The sequence below is a fragment of the Paenarthrobacter sp. NPDC089675 genome (genome assembly GCF_044749185.1).
In the GTDB taxonomy this organism is placed as follows: domain Bacteria; phylum Actinomycetota; class Actinomycetes; order Actinomycetales; family Micrococcaceae; genus Arthrobacter.
This window is the reverse complement of record NZ_JBIVHM010000003.1, coordinates 291662-307585: the sequence shown is the minus strand read 5'-3', so window position 1 is coordinate 307585 and position 15924 is coordinate 291662. Positions and strand designations below refer to the sequence as shown.

The 15924-nt window shown below is 62.7% G+C and carries 14 protein-coding genes; 12 read left to right on the top strand and 2 right to left on the bottom strand.

What is annotated here, in order from left to right; genetic code table 11:
* Positions 1 to 4 precede the first annotated feature (4 nt).
* From alr to ACIPY2_RS09025, 3 genes are all read left to right on the top strand, one after another.
* Positions 5 to 1237 carry an alanine racemase gene (gene alr, locus ACIPY2_RS09035; RefSeq protein ID WP_400266039.1) on the top strand — a complete coding sequence of 411 codons (1233 nt, stop codon included), beginning with the start codon at positions 5 to 7 and terminating at the stop codon, positions 1235 to 1237.
* Positions 1227 to 2810 carry a PucR family transcriptional regulator gene (locus tag ACIPY2_RS09030; RefSeq protein WP_400266038.1) on the top strand — a complete coding sequence of 528 codons (1584 nt, stop codon included), beginning with the start codon at positions 1227 to 1229 and terminating at the stop codon, positions 2808 to 2810. The genes alr and ACIPY2_RS09030 overlap by 11 nt, the downstream gene beginning before the upstream one ends.
* A 168-nt stretch (positions 2811 to 2978) precedes the next feature.
* Positions 2979 to 3254 (top strand): hypothetical protein, encoded by a 276-nt coding sequence (locus tag ACIPY2_RS09025; protein WP_400266037.1) that lies wholly within the window; start codon positions 2979 to 2981, stop codon positions 3252 to 3254.
* Here ACIPY2_RS09025 and ACIPY2_RS09020 read toward each other — a convergent pair.
* Positions 3251 to 4081, bottom strand: a complete 831-nt coding sequence (locus ACIPY2_RS09020) for a carbon-nitrogen hydrolase family protein (RefSeq protein ID WP_400266036.1) — start codon at positions 4079 to 4081, stop codon at positions 3251 to 3253. The two genes, ACIPY2_RS09025 and ACIPY2_RS09020, sit on opposite strands and share 4 nt — an antisense overlap.
* A gap of 383 nt (positions 4082 to 4464) precedes the next feature.
* Here ACIPY2_RS09020 and ACIPY2_RS09015 point away from each other — a divergent pair, with 383 nt between their 5' ends.
* From ACIPY2_RS09015 to ACIPY2_RS08980, 8 genes are all read left to right on the top strand, one after another.
* Positions 4465 to 5655 (top strand): ROK family transcriptional regulator, encoded by a 1191-nt coding sequence (locus ACIPY2_RS09015; RefSeq protein ID WP_400266035.1) that lies wholly within the window; start codon positions 4465 to 4467, stop codon positions 5653 to 5655.
* 129 nt (positions 5656 to 5784) lie between these two features.
* The gene (gene mmsA / locus ACIPY2_RS09010) at positions 5785 to 7344 is read left to right on the top strand and encodes a multiple monosaccharide ABC transporter ATP-binding protein (RefSeq protein WP_400266034.1); all 1560 of its coding nucleotides are present in this window, start codon (positions 5785 to 5787) and stop codon (positions 7342 to 7344) included.
* A 45-nt stretch (positions 7345 to 7389) separates the two neighbouring features.
* Positions 7390 to 8658 carry a multiple monosaccharide ABC transporter permease gene (gene mmsB, locus ACIPY2_RS09005; protein WP_400266033.1) on the top strand — a complete coding sequence of 423 codons (1269 nt, stop codon included), beginning with the start codon at positions 7390 to 7392 and terminating at the stop codon, positions 8656 to 8658.
* A gap of 68 nt (positions 8659 to 8726) precedes the next feature.
* On the top strand, positions 8727 to 9824 hold the full coding sequence (locus ACIPY2_RS09000; RefSeq protein ID WP_347110231.1) for a sugar-binding protein: 1098 nt from the start codon (positions 8727 to 8729) through the stop codon (positions 9822 to 9824).
* A gap of 189 nt (positions 9825 to 10013) precedes the next feature.
* The gene (locus tag ACIPY2_RS08995; protein WP_400266032.1) at positions 10014 to 11438 is read left to right on the top strand and encodes an ABC transporter permease; all 1425 of its coding nucleotides are present in this window, start codon (positions 10014 to 10016) and stop codon (positions 11436 to 11438) included.
* Positions 11439 to 11440: 2 nt separating this feature from the next.
* Positions 11441 to 12133, top strand: coding sequence for an ABC transporter ATP-binding protein (locus tag ACIPY2_RS08990; protein WP_400266031.1), 693 nt, complete (start codon positions 11441 to 11443; stop codon positions 12131 to 12133).
* Between the two features lie 441 nt (positions 12134 to 12574).
* Positions 12575 to 13099, top strand: coding sequence for a hypothetical protein (locus tag ACIPY2_RS08985; protein WP_400266030.1), 525 nt, complete (start codon positions 12575 to 12577; stop codon positions 13097 to 13099).
* Positions 13100 to 13112: 13 nt separating this feature from the next.
* On the top strand, positions 13113 to 14183 hold the full coding sequence (locus ACIPY2_RS08980; RefSeq protein ID WP_400266029.1) for a Gfo/Idh/MocA family protein: 1071 nt from the start codon (positions 13113 to 13115) through the stop codon (positions 14181 to 14183).
* 37 nt (positions 14184 to 14220) lie between these two features.
* Here ACIPY2_RS08980 and ACIPY2_RS08975 read toward each other — a convergent pair whose 3' ends face one another.
* Positions 14221 to 14655: a DoxX family protein gene (locus tag ACIPY2_RS08975; protein WP_400266028.1), complete on the bottom strand. Its 435-nt coding sequence runs from the start codon at positions 14653 to 14655 to the stop codon at positions 14221 to 14223.
* 120 nt (positions 14656 to 14775) lie between these two features.
* Between ACIPY2_RS08975 and ACIPY2_RS08970 the strand changes: the two genes are divergently transcribed.
* Positions 14776 to 15885: an FAD-dependent oxidoreductase gene (locus ACIPY2_RS08970; protein WP_400266027.1), complete on the top strand. Its 1110-nt coding sequence runs from the start codon at positions 14776 to 14778 to the stop codon at positions 15883 to 15885.
* The last annotated feature ends 39 nt before the right edge of the window (positions 15886 to 15924 follow it).

Below are 15924 nucleotides of genomic sequence, written 5' to 3'. Positions count from 1 at the left end.
CTCCATGAGACGTAATGCACATCAATCATCGCCCGCTTCGGCGGCGCTTTCGGGACAGGTCAAAGTAGATCTGTCTGCGATTTCAGACAACATCAAAGTACTGAAGGGCCGCACTGACGCACCCTTCTTCATGGCCGTGGTGAAAGGCAACGCGTACGGTCACGGCCTCGTTGAAGTGGCCCGGACAGCAGTGGAAGCCGGGGCCCATTGGCTTGGAACCGCGCAGCTTTCTGAGGCCATCTCGCTTCGCCAAGCGGGAATCACCGTTCCGATCCTTTCGTGGCTGTATCTCGCATCCCAGACGAGCGAGACAATCCGGGAAGCACTGGAAAACCACATCGATGTTTCCCTCGGCAGCGTCCACCAACTCGACGTCCTGGCAGGCATCGCAGCCAGCCTCGGCCGTCCCGCCGTCGTGCATCTTGAACTGGACAGCGGACTCAGCCGCGGCGGCGCCCGCAAGGAGGACTGGGCGGAACTCGTGGCCCGCGCACGGCAGGCGGAACTGGACGGGACGCTTCGGGTGCGGGGCATCTGGACCCACCTGGCCTGGGCCGACGTTCCTGCGCACCCCGGAAACGCAGCGGCCGTAGCGGAGTTCGAAGACGCGGTCAGTGAGGCACGCAAAGCCGGGCTGACACCGGAACTCCGTCACGTTTCAAGTTCCGCAAACATCCTGGACCGGCCGGAATTCCACTTCGACATGGTCCGTGCCGGACTCGCCATCTATGGCCTGGCTCCGGCCGACCATCTGGATCCGGCCGACTTCGGGCTTCGTCCGGCACTGAGCGTGACCGCTCCGCTGGTGATGGTCAAGAAAGTCCCAGCCGGAACGGGTGTCAGCTACGAGCACCAGGCCATCACTTATGAACCCCGATACCTGGGGCTTATCCCCCTCGGGTACGCGGACGGCATCCCGAAAGGCATCAGCGGACGTTCAGTGGTGAACGTCGCCGGTCGGAACGTCCCCGTGATCGGCAAGGTCTGCATGGACCAATTCATGGTTGACCTCGGACCGGATGCCACCGGGATCGACGTCGGCGATACGGCGGTGCTCTTCGGCGATCCCGCATCCGGGGCCGCGAGCGCCGACGATTGGGGCGCCGCGATCGGGAGCCACGGGGACGAAATCATCAACCGGATAGCGCCGCGGCTGCCCCGGGTTTACGAATCCAGCGCCTACGAGTGCCCCGACTACCAGGAGCCGGCAGCTGCCGGGCAGGGCAATGTCGCCTGAGCCCGCCACCGCCCGCCTGAGTTTCGTCACGCTCGAGCAGTTCCTGGAGCAGCTGCCGCCCGAGTTGAAATTGCTTCACGACGGCGGCAGCGGCGCCTCGCTGCTGCGGTGGGTTGAACCGAGTGAGCTCGAGGACCCCACGCCCTACCTTCCGGAGGGCGAGTTCCTGCTCACCGCCGGGCTGCCTTTCCTGGGGAAAGGTGGCTCGGCGGCGAAAGTGGACGCGTACGTGAAGAGGCTGGTGGACGCCAAAGTGGCTGCGCTCGGCTTTGGCATCAAACCCTATTTCGACGCCGTTCCGGACGTTCTGCTGGACGCTTGCCGTACCCACAACCTCACCTTGTTCGAGGTACCTGAGTCGGTCCCCTTCGCAGCGATCGGCCTGGAGTTCTCGCAACTCCTTGAATCGGACAACGCAAGGGTTTTCCGGCAGCTTGCCGATACCAACCGGCAACTGATGCGGGCCGTGCTCTCCCCCAGGCCGGAACACGAACTGCTGGCCGCCCTGGTTCAGCGCGTGCCCGTGTGGGCCGTCCTGGTCGGAGCGGACGGGCGGGTGCGGGCACGCGGCCACAGCGCCGGCGGCAGCACCGGCGTCGAACATTCCCTGCTGGCCCCCATGCTGGAGCGGCTGCTGTCCGGAAGCGGGCCGCGCGTGGAGATGGACGGGTTCGACCATCCAGGCTCGGCGTTGGTATTTGGCCATCCGCTGCGGAGTACGAAGGACGCCAACCTTGGGGCGCTGATCCTCGGCTCCGATGTGCCGTTGACCCCTGCGCAGAACAACGTGGTGCAGTCGGCCGTGGGGTTGCTTGAGCTGCTGGTACGTCAGCGGACCAGCGGATCGTTGGCCCCAAGCCAGCTGGCGACTGCCATGCTGCTTCACCCGGAAACACTAATTTCGGGTGGGACAAAGCAACTCAACGGACTCAAGGACCTGCTGGCGCAAAGCCTGTCCTCAACCCGGTCCGGACAGATGCGGGTGGTTCAGGGAGTGAAGCTGGACGGCGCCGACGACGGTCCCGTGCGCGAGGTGCTGCAATGGCGGCGCTTGTTCGATACCAAGCTCGTTGAGGTCACCGACTACGGCTTCGCGGCCATCACCCGCCTGCGCGTGGACGATTCGCTCCTGGCCGACGTCGAGAAGCTGGGTTGGCGGCTGGTCATCGGCGAACCGACAGAGCTCACAGGGCTTGCGGCCGCCTACCAGCGGGTCACCTCCCTGCGTTCCCGCGTGCTTTCCACCGGCCTGAGCGCGCGGGTGGACGAAGTGACCTGGTCCGTGACCGGGCTGTTGGGACGGGATGCGGGGACCATGCTCGCCGGACGCCTGCTGGCTCCTTTGCTGGCTTTGGAATCCGAGCGCCGGGATCCCCTGTTGCCCGTGCTGCGCGGATGGCTCGCCGAGAACGGCAGCTGGGACGCGTCCGCCAAGCTGCTCGGCCTGCACAGGAACAGTGTGCGGCGGCAGATCGGCGTGGTTGGCGAGTTGCTGGATATGGACCTCAACGCAGCACAGGTCCGGGCCGAGCTGTGGATCGCGTTGCAGTATGTGGATTCGCTGGTTGAGTGAGGCTCGATGGGCACCACCTAGATGACCACGTCAAAACCCCTATTTGACCGTTTTCGCCACCCAATTTAGGCGTTTTCACCACCTAATTTTCGAAAAGGCATTCAGGGACTGACGCGGACCCATTAGGGTGCCAACCAAGGTAAAAGACACTCATCATGGGGGAAATGCATGTCGATACTGCGCAATCCAGCAATCGCCATTCGGGTGGTCATCGTGGCCGGCTTGGCCGTGGCATTGGCCTGGATCGTCGCGGCAGGTGTCCTCACTGAGCGCGGTAGTTTCCGGGACGCCTACATGGAAGGCATTCTGCACGCCGATGGCGGCTTTCGATTTGAGCTCGGCGTTTCATATCCCGTTCTTCTTGGCATCGTCGTGGTGGCCGCACTTCTTGCAGCATTGAACTCGCTGTTCAAAGCCCGGCGACGGCTGAGGAATGCCCCCTAGCGGTCCCACTCCGCATACAGCTCCGGGCGGCGTTCCTGCAGATAGGGAACCTCGGCGCGGGCGGCGTTGACGCTATCCGTTCCAACCTCGGCGAAAAGCAAGCTGGCGCCGTCCCCTGCCGCTGCGAGCAGGGAACCATCCGGCCCTGCGACGACGCTGCCACCAAGGAAGTTGTAAACGTCCTCGTGCCCGCAGTGATTGGCGTAGGCCACGTTGAGCTGGCTCTCCAGCGCACGGGCACGGATAAGCACCTGCGGAACGTTGTCGAACCCTGCTGAGAGTGCCGTTGGGACCAGGAGCAGCTCGGCCCCGCGGGTCGCTGCGGCGCGAACGGCCTCGGGAAACTCGACGTCGTAGCAGATGAGCATGGACGTTCGGAGACCGTTGAAATCCACGACGGCGGGCGGTGCTTGGGCGCCGACGAACGCCTTGTGCTCTTCCGCGCCAAAGAGGTGGACCTTGTTGTAGCTCAGGATTTCTTTCCCGGAGGCGTCCAGCAAAGTAGCCGAGATGTGCCAGCGACCGCCGCCGGAAGCTGGCTCGGCGTCGTCGTCGTATGTGTGCTCCGCGGCCGCGGGGAGGCTGTACACCAGGCCGATGCCGTGCGTCCGGGCGATGTTCGCCAAGCGCTCACGGATGCCCGGAAGGGTTTCGGGGTCCAGTTCCGCATGCAATCGGAGCGGCGCGTAGCCCACCGGGAAAAGCTCGGGGGTCAGCAACAGGCCGGCACCGGCTCGGGAAGCACGCCGCGCGGCGTCGTCGATCGTCCGGAGGTTTGCGTCCACGTCCAGGACGGAGGCGTTGGCCTGCAGGACTGAGAGCAGCATCGTTACCACCTTTGGTTCTCCGGAATCCGGACCTGGCGCAGGCCGGAAAGTCTTTGTCTCTCCAGCGTAGGCATGCGCGTCCGCGAACGTCCGGGGCGTTTGGACCCCGGAGCCAAGGAATCAGGACACATTGCCCGCCGACCCTCCGATGCGGGGCCCGCTCTGCGCGCTAAAACCAGAACTTAGGACGAATAACGGGCCTCGCAACCGGAGGGGAAGCGTTGTGGGGCCCGCTCTGCGTGCCAAGACCAGATCTTAAGGCGCTTAGTGGGCCCCACACGGGGTACATACCCGATGTCGTTGCGTTGGAGTATGTCGGTCAAGATTGACTGCTTGTGTTCACTTCTTGACTACAAAGCTCTTCATGGGGCACTCTTCTTGTCATGCCCGCTACACAGCGCTCAACGAAGAGCCACCCGAGAAAACCCGGCTCGCAGTCCGCGCTGCGCCATTTGAACCAGCAGCGGATCATCGAGTGCCTGCTGAGCGGGCCGTCGACGCAGGCGGAGCTTTCCCGACAGACCGGGCTTTCCACCGCCACGGTTTCCAACATCGTCAAGATCATGCAGGACGCAGGCCTGGTGTCCACCGAGCCCACCACCAGTTCCGGCCGCCGCGCAACCAACGTGAGGCTGAACAGCAACGGTGCGGTCGCCGTCGGAATCGACTTCGGCCGACGCCACCTCCGCGTGGTCCTGGCCTCCCTTGGTTACCACGTGATTGCCGAGGATTTCATCGAGCTGCCCCTCGGCCATCAGGCCGAAGAAGGTATCGCTGCCGCAGTGAAGCTGCTCGCCCGGCTGCTGGAAGAAAACAGCATAGACCCAAGCGCAGTCGTGGGTGCCGGGGCGGGCATTCCCGGGCCGATTGACCGCAGATCCGGCACCGTTGCCCAGGGCGCGATCCTCCCCGAATGGGTAGGCATCGACATCCTCCACCGGCTGGAGGAAGCCCTCAACTGTCCCGTATTCGTTGACAATGACGCCAATCTTGGCGCGCTGTCGGAAGTGACCTGGGGGCCGCACAGCGGCGTCTCCAACCTGATGTTCCTGAAGATCGGTTCGGGCATCGGCGCGGGGCTGATCCTCAACGGTGTGCCGTATTACGGGAACGTGGGAATCACGGGCGAAATAGGCCACGCCACCATCCACGAACACGGCTTGGTATGCCGTTGCGGCAACCGGGGATGCCTGGAAACCATAGCTTCCACCACCACCATGATCGAGCTGCTGGGACGCGGCCAGGACACACTCCTCACGCCGCAGGACATCGTGCGGAACTGCCTTGCCGGCGACTCCGCAACGCAACGGGTAGTTGACGACGCCGGGCTCGCGGTGGGGCGCGCACTGGGCAACGTTTCCAACCTGATCAACCCTGAAGTGATCGTGGTGGGAGGCCCCCTGGCAGGCTTGGGAGACCTCCTGCTGGACCCCATCCGGCGGGGACTCGTGCGGCACGCGGTACCCGTCGTTGGCGAGACAACGCACCTTGCGATGTCCTCCTTGGGAGCCCGGGCCGAAGCCCTCGGAGCGGCCGCCTTGGTCTTCCAACATGCCGGGATTACTACTAAGTAACAAAATCGTTAGCTCGTTCATGCGTTCAAGTCTTGACGACAAGACGGGTGATCAAGTTTACTTTTTCATCAGACAGCTCCGCCGCCGCGGAGCCGACAACGAAGTCATGCATTGGAGGCGCAAGGGCTGATGACAACCCTCGACACGCAAGGTGATCCCATCCTTTTGGAGATGCGCTCGATCACGAAGGAATTCCCCGGCGTGAAGGCCTTGTCGAATGTGAGCCTGCGGGTGAAGGCGGGCGAAATCCACGCCATCTGTGGAGAAAACGGTGCCGGCAAGTCGACCCTCATGAAGGTCCTTTCCGGGGTCTACCCCTACGGCAGCTACACGGGCGATATCGTCTACCAGGCTGAAACCCAGCAGTTCAAGGACATCCGCGCAAGCGAAGCCGCCGGCATCGTGATCATCCACCAGGAACTCGCGCTGATCCCCGAACTGTCCATCATGGAGAACATCTTCCTGGGCAACGAACCCACCAAGTGGGGCATCATCGACTGGGCCGAGGCCCGACGTCGTTCCATCGAACTTCTGGCCCGCGTCGGCCTCCGTGAAGACCCGGATACCGTCATCAAGGAAATCGGCGTCGGCAAGCAGCAGCTGGTGGAAATCGCCAAGGCGCTGAACAAGTCCGTGAAGCTCCTCATCCTCGACGAGCCCACGGCCGCCCTGAACGAGTCCGACTCCCAGCACCTGCTGGACCTCATCCTCGGCCTCAAGGGCAAAGGCATCACCTCGATCATCATTTCGCACAAGCTCAACGAGATCGAACAGATCGCGGACGAGATCACCATCATCCGAGACGGCAAGTCGATTGAGACCCTCAACGTGAAGCGTGACGGCGTGGACGAAGACCGGATCATCAAGGGCATGGTCGGCCGTACGCTCGAGTCCCGTTTCCCGGACCACGAACCGAAGATCGGCGAGGTCTTCTTCGAAGTCAAGGACTGGACCGTGGGACACCCCGCCATCCAGGACCGGCTGATCTGCAAAGGTTCCAACTTCTTCGTCCGCCGCGGCGAAATCGTGGGTTTCGCCGGGTTGATGGGTGCAGGGCGCACTGAGTTGGCACGGTCCCTTTTTGGACATTCGTACGGAAAGTACATCTCCGGCGAGGTCTACAAAGACGGCAAGCGGGTGAACCTCCGCACGGTCAAGGCCGCGATCGACGCCGGACTCGGCTATGTGACCGAGGACCGCAAGTCCTTGGGCCTGAACCTCCTGGACGACATCAAGACCACCACTGTTGCCGCGGCCCTGAACAAGATCAGCAACTACAACGTGGTGGACTCCCGCAAGGAATTCCAGGTAGCCGAGGAATACCGCAAGTCCCTCCGGACCAAGACACCGTCCGTGGAAGAAGGCGTAGCCAAGCTTTCCGGCGGCAACCAGCAAAAAGTGGTGCTGGCCAAATGGATGTTCACCGACCCGGACCTCCTGATCCTGGACGAGCCCACTCGTGGCATCGACGTTGGCGCCAAGTACGAGATCTACGGCATCATCCAGCGGCTGGCCAACCAGGGCAAGGGAGTGATCGTCATTTCCTCGGAGCTCCCCGAACTCCTGGGCCTCTCCGACCGCATCTACACGATTTTTGAAGGCTCCATCACCGGCGTCCTGAACAAGGACGAAGCCAGCCAGGAAAGCCTGATGAAACTCATGACCTCCAACCGCAAGACAGCAGCCTGACCCAGTGGCCCAGAAACGCCCCTTCCTGACTCAAGGACCAAAACAATGAACGCGCTCAAGAAGCTATTTGGTGGCAATACCCGCCAGTTCGGCATGATTTTCGCCCTGGTGGCACTTATCGTCTTCTTCCAGATCTTCACCGAGGGACGCACGCTCACCCCCGGCAACGTGATCAACCTGTTCAACGGCAACTCCTACATCCTGATCCTGGCCATCGGCATGGTGCTGGTGATCATCGCCGGGCACATCGACCTCTCCGTCGGATCCGTGGCCGCATTCGTTGGCGTCTCAGTGGCCCTTGCCATCCGGGACTGGGGCATTCCCTGGTACATGGGCGTGCTGTTCGGCCTGGTCCTGGGAGCCATCATCGGCGCCTGGCAAGGGTTCTGGACTGCCTATGTGGGTATTCCTGCCTTCATTGTCACGCTGGCCGGCATGCTCCTCTTCCGCGGTTTCAACCAGTTCGTCGGCAAGTCCAACACCATCCCGGTACCCAACGACTTCCAGTACCTCGGCTCGGGCTACCTTCCGGAAATCGGACCCAACACCGGCTTCAACAACCTGACGCTCCTGATCGGCATCCTGGCCGCAGCCTTCGTCGTGGTCATGTCCCTGCGGACCCGCGCAGCCAACAAGGCGCTTGGCGCCGACGTTCCCGAGCTCTGGGTGGAGGTCACCAAGCTGGTCTTGATCTGTGGTGCCATCCTCTACGCAACGTACCTGTTCGCCACGGGCCGCCCCGGAACGTCGTTCCCTATCCCGGGCCTGATCCTCGCAGTGCTGGTGCTGTTCTACGGTTTCGTGGCGGACAAGACCGTCCTCGGCCGCCACGTCTACGCCGTCGGTGGCAACCGCCACGCAGCGGAACTCTCCGGTGTGCAGTCCAAGAAGGTCAACTTCATGGTCATGCTCAACATGTCCGTCCTGGCGGGCCTCGCCGGCATGATCTTCGTTGGCCGCTCCACCGCCTCCGGCCCGTTTGACGGCGTCGGCTGGGAACTGGACGCCATCGCAGCTGTCTTCATCGGTGGCGCAGCCGTCACCGGTGGCGTAGGTACAGTCATCGGCTCGATCGTTGGTGGTCTTGTGATGGCTGTCCTGAACAACGGCCTCCAACTCCTGGGTGTTGGCGCCGACCTTACCCAGATCATCAAGGGCCTGGTGCTCCTGGCCGCCGTCGCCTTCGATGTCTACAACAAGACCCAGGGCAAGCGGTCCATCACGGGCCTGCTGATGAAGAACTTCCAGCGCAACAACGAGATCAAGGCGGACGAAACCACGTCCACCAAGGAAGTCATCTCGAAGGAAGCCTGACCGGTCCCGTCCGGTTGCAATACCCCAGAACTCGCTCCACCCCACCCACACAGAAAGTGAACCAAGATATGCGAATGTTTGGTAAAGCAGGAAAGGCAGCAGCAGTCGCTGCCATCGCGGCACTGGCGCTGACGGCCTGCGGCCGCACGGACAGCGGCTCAAGCAGCAGCACAGCTGGCGGGGAAGCGTTCCCCAAGGACTCGCTGATCGGCGTCGCCCTTCCCCAGAAGACCAGTGAAAACTGGGTTCTCGCAGAAAAGCTGTTCAACGACGGCCTTAACGGTGCCGGCTTCAAGCCGGACGTGCAGTTCGCCAACGGCGGCGTTTCCGAGCAGCAGAACCAGATCAGCGCCATGGTCACCAAGGGTGCCAAGGTGATCATCGTGGGTGCCATCGACGGCGCCCAGTTGGGTACGCAGCTCAAGCAGGCAAAGGATGCCGGCGCCACCGTCATCGCTTACGACCGCCTGCTCCTGAACACCGAAAACGTGGACTACTACGTGGCCTACGACAACTTCAAGGTTGGTGTGCTCCAGGGCCAGGCACTGCTGGACGGACTCAAGGCCAAGAAGCCGAACGGCCCGTACAACATCGAACTGTTCGCCGGTTCCCCGGATGATGCCAACGCAAAGGTCTTCTTCGACGGCGCCATGAGCGTGCTGAAGCCGAAGATCGACGACGGCACCCTGAAGGTCCTGTCCGGCCAGACCGCTTTCGAGCAGGCTGTGACCCAGGGCTGGAAGGCTGAAAACGCCCAGCGTCGCGCCGACACCCTCCTGACCGGCAGCTACGGCACCGCTTCCCTGGACGGCGTCCTCTCCCCGAACGACACCCTGGCACGTGCAGTCCTGACCTCCGTCAAGGCCGCAGGCAAGCCGCTCCCGGTTGTCACCGGCCAGGACTCCGAGGTTGAGTCCGTCAAGTCGATCATGGCAGGCGAGCAGTACTCCACGATCAACAAGGACACCCGCAAGCTGGTTGAGCACGCCATCACCATGGTGAAGGACCTGCAGGCCGGCAAGCAGCTGGAGATCAACGACAAGGATTCGTACAAGAACGGCGTCAAGACGGTTCCGGCTTACCTCCTGCCTCCGCAGATCGTGACCGCCGCGAACGTCAAGACCGCTTACGTTGACGATCCGGTACTCGGCCCGATCACCAAGTAGTACGTCTTAACAGATAAGACAGAAGCCCCGGTCCCCCAGTCATCCTGGCGGGCCGGGGCTTTTCTGTTGCCCCGGTAACGTTTCACAGCCCACGCATAGCTTCGGCTGGCTTGCCGCACAGCACCGGTGAGCAGTCTTGGATCTGCGGCCGGCGTCCAGCCGGCCGCTCATCAGGTCCGAAGGAGAAACGTGAGCGTCCTTGCCCGCAGCGTAGGCAATGCCTTCCGCAACAAAATCAGAACGGCGGCAGTGGTTGCCGTCCTGGCTGTCGCCATCGGCCTGGCACTGGCCATGCTCGTGGCCAACCAGGCCGTAGGCGCCAAGGTCCAGGAACTCAACGCTTCTGTGGGTACCACGCTCACGGTAAATCCAGCCGGCGGGCAGGGCTTCGAAGGAGGCGGCGAACCGCTCACCAGCACCCAAGCAGCAACCGCGGCAGGCGTGGCAAACGTGACGAACGTCGTCGGGACCAAAGCCCTCCGACTGCAGACAGCAACAACCGGCAGCACCGCTGCAACTCAACAAGGCGGCGGTTTCGGTGGTCCCGGGGGCCAGCAGGCCACCAGCGTCACCACCAACCTGACGGCCGCCGTCGACGCCGGTACGCTCGGCAACCGCAACAACGCCAACAGCAACGCCACCAACCAGCCCGCCCGCACGCTCCCCATCACTGCTACCGGAATCGGCGCAGAGGTAGACAGCAGCGGAAAGGCCCTGAACATCACCAGTGGCACGGGCCTGGGAGACTACACCGCGTCTGAAGCAAAGGCCCTTGTGGGCACAACCTTGGCTGATAAGAACAGCCTGAAGATCGGTTCCACCTTCACCATCCAGGACAAGACGTTCACCGTGGCTGGTGTCTTCGACGCCGGCACGACCTTTGGCAACAACGCGGTCTACGTGACACTCCCCGAAGCCCAGACCCTGGCCGCCACCCCGAATGAACTTTCCTCCATGATCGTCACCGTCAACAGCATGGAGAACGTCGACAGCACCAAAACTGCCCTGCAAAGCGCCCTCGGAACGGACAAGGCAGATGTCACCCAGGGCCAGCGGAACCTGGAAACCGCCGTCAACTCCCTGGACAGCGTCAAGAACATCTCGCTCGTCGCATTCATCGCAGCCCTCGCCACGGCGGGACTCATCATTCTCCTCATCATGGTGATGCTGGTCCGCGAACGCCGCCGTGAGATCGGCGTCCTGAAAGCCATTGGTGCCCGCAACCGCACCATCGGACTCCAATTCGTACTGGAGTCCCTGGTCCTGGTGGCGCTGGGCAGCGTAGTGGGTGCCGCGATCGCGTCCTTCGCGAGCGGCGGGATCGCTTCCGCGCTGATCAGTTCCAATACAAGCACGACGGCGGGCTCCACCCAGCGCGCCGGCGGCCTGGCCGGGGCTGTACCCAACGGGGCTGTTCCGGGTGGCAACTTCGGTGGCCGTGGAGGTGCCTTCGGCGGTGCCTCGCAGTTGCTGACCTCCGTGACAGCCAGCGCCTCCCCCGGCGTGATCGCCGCCGGCATTGCCGCCGTGTTCGCCGTCGCCATCATCGGTGCCCTGGTTCCGGCACTGCTGACCGCCCGTATCCGTCCCATCGAAGTCCTCCGAGGAGAATAGCCGTGATCGTAGTCAAAGACCTGGTCCGTCAGTTCAAGTCCGGAGACCGGACCATCAAGCCGGTCAACGGCGTCAGCTTCGAACTCGAGAAGGGCTCGCTGGCGTCCATCGTGGGCAAAAGCGGCAGCGGCAAGAGCACGCTCTTGTCCCTCCTTGGTGCGCTGGACAAACCCACCAGCGGAGACGTCGTCGTGGATGGTGTCAGCCTGGCCGGGCTGCCGGACAGCAAGCTGACCGAATACCGGCGCCAGGACATCGGCTTCGTGTTCCAGCAGTTCAATCTGATCCCCAATCTCAGCGGCGTGGATAACGTCATGCTGCCGATGGAGTTCGCAGGTGTCCGGAAGGCGGCACGGCTGCAGCGCGCCAAGGAACTGCTGGAACAGGTGCAGTTGGATCCGGAGAAGCACTCCCGGCGGATCAACCGCCTCTCCGGTGGCGAGCAGCAGCGTGTGGCGATTGCCCGTGCCCTGGCCAACGAGCCCAAGCTGATCCTTGCCGACGAGCCCACCGGAAACCTGGACGAGCAGACCGGTGAACACATCATCCAGCTGCTGAGTTCACTGAGCCGTGACCACAACACCACCATCCTTGTGGTTACCCACGACCGCTCGCTGGCCCAGAAGACGGACCGTCGTTTCCGGCTCCAGCAGGGCCGGCTGGCTGAGGAGCTCAAAACCGGATCGCATCAATGACCTTCAGGCGCACGACCACGAGCGCGGGGATTCAAGCGAGTGCGCCTGCCAGAACAGCTGCTGCGAAGCCAAGGAGGCCGTTTAGACGGGATTACCCGGGTACTGGGTGAGTACCCGGGTAATCCCGTCTAACCCAAGGTATGAACAAAATGCTTACCGTGTCGCATGGTTTGATCCTGCCCACGCTGCATGCAAGACTGGTCGGGTACACGCCCCAGTGACCATTCGGCAGCTATGCCGGACTCCTGGGGCAAATTTTTTTAACTACATCGGGGAACTGTGGACGTTGGCTCATTCGGAAGTCTGGAACAGCTCGTCAGCGCACCTCGCTTCCAGACTTATCTCCGGCATTACCGCGGTAGTTACCATCTAGCGTCGCGCTTGTATGCGTGGAATATCGAAGTTTCGGCAGCTTTCTGGGGACCACTTAGCATTTTGGAAGTGTCCTTGCGGAACGCGATGCACAACGCATTGGCAGACGGGCGCAGTGAATCCTGGTGGGAACTCCCGAACATCCGGCTTATGGACAATCACAGAGCGATTCTCGATGAGACGATCATCAAACTTCGCCGCCAGGTTTCCGCCCCGACCCCCGGTCAGATAGTCGCGTCCCTGCCGTTCGGTTTCTGGACCCGGCTCCTCGACAAAGGCATCCCCCGCGATCCCGTTCTAAGCTACGAGACGGCATTCTGGCAGCCCCGATTGATCAAGGCGTTTCCTCAAGCTGTCAATCTCAAACGGAAAGTACTCTTCGCCGATCTCACTCAAATACGGGAGATGCGCAATCGGATCGCCCATCACGAGCCCATCTTTAAAATGCCCTTGGAAACGATCCAAAATGACATCTCCCGAATCGCTGGCTATGTGCACGCCGATGCCACGGTAATCATGAACGGGTGCAGCCGCGTCGCTGCCGTGCTGGAGCGCAAGCAAGACGCAATCGTGCACGGCATCAACAGCTTCTGAGAGGATTGCTGGCATGACGCTCCCCATCGCCAGGCCGTGGCTCTTCTCCCAGACCAACCAGGATCCACGGGCTGGAACGGGCAAACGGCTGCGATGGGGTGTCGTGTCCACAGGAAACATCGCCAACAGCGTCTCCAAGGACCTGGCGCTGCTTGACGACGCCGAGTTGTACGCTGTGAGCTCACGCACGCAGGCCGCAGCTGACGCCTTCGCGGGGCTGCTGGGTTTCGCAAAGGCATACGGGGACGACGGCGATGTGCCCGGCTACCAGCGGCTGTTCGACGATCCCGACGTGGACGTGGTCTACGTGGCGACTCCGCACGCACAGCACTACTTGATTGCCTCGGCCGCTCTTAGCGCGGGCAAGCACGTGCTGTGCGAGAAAGCGTTGACCATCAACGCCAGGGAGGCCACGGAACTGGTGAGGTTGGCCCGCGAGCACAACGTGTTCTTCATGGAAGCTGTGTGGAGCAGGTTCCTGCCCAGCATGCAGCGGGCTTTCGAGATCGCAGGATCAGGTGAAATTGGCCAGGTCCAGTGGGTCAGCGCGGATCTGGGCTTTCCTGCACCCTACGATCCCGCAGCCCGCATCTGGGCCCTCAACGACGGCGGCGGGGCACTCCTTGATATCACCGTGTACCCGCTGCTTTGGGCTCTCGGCACCTTGGGTTTTCCGCAGTCCGTCACCGCTATCGGCTCGCTCAACGAGGACGGGGTGGACACCCAGAACGCCCTGACGCTCGGCTATGACACCGGCGCCCAGGCCCAGCTCACTTCGTCCTTAATGGCCCACGGACCAAGGAACGCCACTGTCGCCGGAGGACTCGGTTATTTGCAGACAGTGGGTTCGGTAAACAACCCGCGCGAACTTGTGGTCCGGGTGGGCTGGGACGAGCCCCGTCACGAGCACTTCGACGTGGTGGGAACCGGCTACACCTACGAGCTCCGGGAAGTGACCCGGTGCATTCAGCAGGGGTTCACGGAAAGCCCGGTCATGCCGCTTGAGGATTCCATCAACGTGATGCGATTGTTCGATGGCGTCCGTTCCCAGCTGGGGATCCGGTACCCGAACGACGCGCGCTAAAGGCGGTCGTCGCCGTCGTCGTTTTAACCCAAGCGGGTTAACGCTTCCCTGGTTGCCGGGCCAACTTCCGGTCCACGGAGAGGGCACCGGGCCCGAGGAAGACGAAGGATACGGAGAGCGCGAAGTACACGATCAGCAACTCGGCTGTCACTCCGGAAGCGTCGGTGATCAGGGGCTTGCCGGCTTCCGTCACGAACCAAATCGACGCAAAAAGGATCGCTGCGAGGAACCCTGCCACCCGGGTCAGCGCGCCGACCACCAGCAAAGCGCCGAGGCCCAACTCTCCGGCGATGACCAGCCAAGCGATGACGTCCGGTTTCTGCACACCCATGGCGGCCACTGATGCAGCGAACGCTGCGTGTCCGGCCATGAATTTCTTGAAGCCATGCACCACGAGCAGCGCGCCGAAGACGACACGCAGGATGGTGACGCCGCGGGATGAGGACGTGGGAGATGGGTGAAGGAATTTCACGCGTTCCAATCTGTCATGCTTGGCCGCCGCGCACCAACCCGACTTTGTCGCAGGTTGGGTGAGTAGGGGGACAATGGAGGCTGACGGTTTTGCAGGGAGCCAATCAAGGATGGAGCGGGTATGCAGGTTGATGTGGTGGTTGTTGGCGGCGGAGCGATGGGATCGGCCGCAGCGTGGCAGTTGTCCCGGGCCGGCAAATCCGTGGTCCTCCTGGAGCGGTTCGAGGCCGGGCACCACATCGGCGCCTCACACGGCGCAACCCGCAACTTCAATACCGCCTACGCCGAAGCCGATTACCTGGACCTCCTGGCCGAGTCCAAAATCCTGTGGGATGAGCTCGCCGCAGAACATGGCGCTCCCCTCCTGGACTTGGTGGGCCTGGCCAACCACGGCAACGTTCCCAAGCTTCAACACGTCCGTGCGGCTCATGAGGAACGCGGCATAGAGAGCTACTTCATCTCAGCCGACGAGGCCGCGGATCGCTGGCGGGGCATGAACTTCAGCACCGACGTCCTCTTTGTGCCAGGCTCGGGACGCATCCGGTCGGCGGACGCACTTGTCGCGCTAAGGACCTCCGCCGAGTCGCGAGGAGCCATCTTCAAATATTCCACGCCGGTCCGCGACATCCGGATCGACGGCGCCGAATCCGTGGCGGTGGTAACGGACGAGACCGAGTACTCGGCCAAGCGGGTTGTCGTGACCGCGGGCGCTTGGACCAACAAGGTCCTGGACGGCCTGGCCAAACTCCCTGCCCTGGTGGTCACGCAGGAACAGCCGGCCCACTTCACCCCGTTGGACAACAGCCTGGTATGGCCCAGCTTCAACCACAACCCGGACCCCGATCCCGCGAACGAACTCTACGAATACTGGTACAGCCCCGTCTACGGCATGCTCACTCCGGGCGAAGGCGTGAAAGCGGGCTGGCACGGCGTCGGCCCGGTGATGGACCCCGACGAACGCACGTTCCAGCCCATCCCCCAGCAGCTCGAAGCGTTGGTGCGGTACGCGGAAGAGTGGCTTCCCGGCGTCGACCCTTCCACTGCGGTTCCCATCAGCTGCACCTACACCACCACACCCAACGAGGACTTCGTCCTGGACAGCTTCGGCCCGCTGGTGGTGGGTGCCGGTTTCTCCGGGCATGGTTTCAAGTTCACTCCGGCGATCGGCCGAGTGCTGAAGGACATCGTCGACGGCGGCAGGGCGCCGGAGCGGTTTTCAGCCTCGCGCTGAGTACCCAACAAAAAAGACCCCGCAAGCCAGTGGCCTGCG

What these genes read in the sequence shown, in the direction of transcription:
- alr (WP_400266039.1), top strand. Translation starts at nt 5, where the DNA reads ATGAGACGTAATGCACATCAATCATCGCCCGCTTCGGCGGCGCTTTCG.
- ACIPY2_RS09030 (WP_400266038.1), top strand. Translation starts at nt 1,227, where the DNA reads ATGTCGCCTGAGCCCGCCACCGCCCGCCTGAGTTTCGTCACGCTCGAG.
- ACIPY2_RS09025 (WP_400266037.1), top strand. Translation starts at nt 2,979, where the DNA reads ATGTCGATACTGCGCAATCCAGCAATCGCCATTCGGGTGGTCATCGTG.
- ACIPY2_RS09020 (WP_400266036.1), bottom strand. Translation starts at nt 4,081, where the DNA reads ATGCTGCTCTCAGTCCTGCAGGCCAACGCCTCCGTCCTGGACGTGGAC.
- ACIPY2_RS09015 (WP_400266035.1), top strand. Translation starts at nt 4,465, where the DNA reads ATGCCCGCTACACAGCGCTCAACGAAGAGCCACCCGAGAAAACCCGGC.
- mmsA (WP_400266034.1), top strand. Translation starts at nt 5,785, where the DNA reads ATGACAACCCTCGACACGCAAGGTGATCCCATCCTTTTGGAGATGCGC.
- mmsB (WP_400266033.1), top strand. Translation starts at nt 7,390, where the DNA reads ATGAACGCGCTCAAGAAGCTATTTGGTGGCAATACCCGCCAGTTCGGC.
- ACIPY2_RS09000 (WP_347110231.1), top strand. Translation starts at nt 8,727, where the DNA reads ATGCGAATGTTTGGTAAAGCAGGAAAGGCAGCAGCAGTCGCTGCCATC.
- ACIPY2_RS08980 (WP_400266029.1), top strand. Translation starts at nt 13,113, where the DNA reads ATGACGCTCCCCATCGCCAGGCCGTGGCTCTTCTCCCAGACCAACCAG.
- ACIPY2_RS08970 (WP_400266027.1), top strand. Translation starts at nt 14,776, where the DNA reads ATGCAGGTTGATGTGGTGGTTGTTGGCGGCGGAGCGATGGGATCGGCC.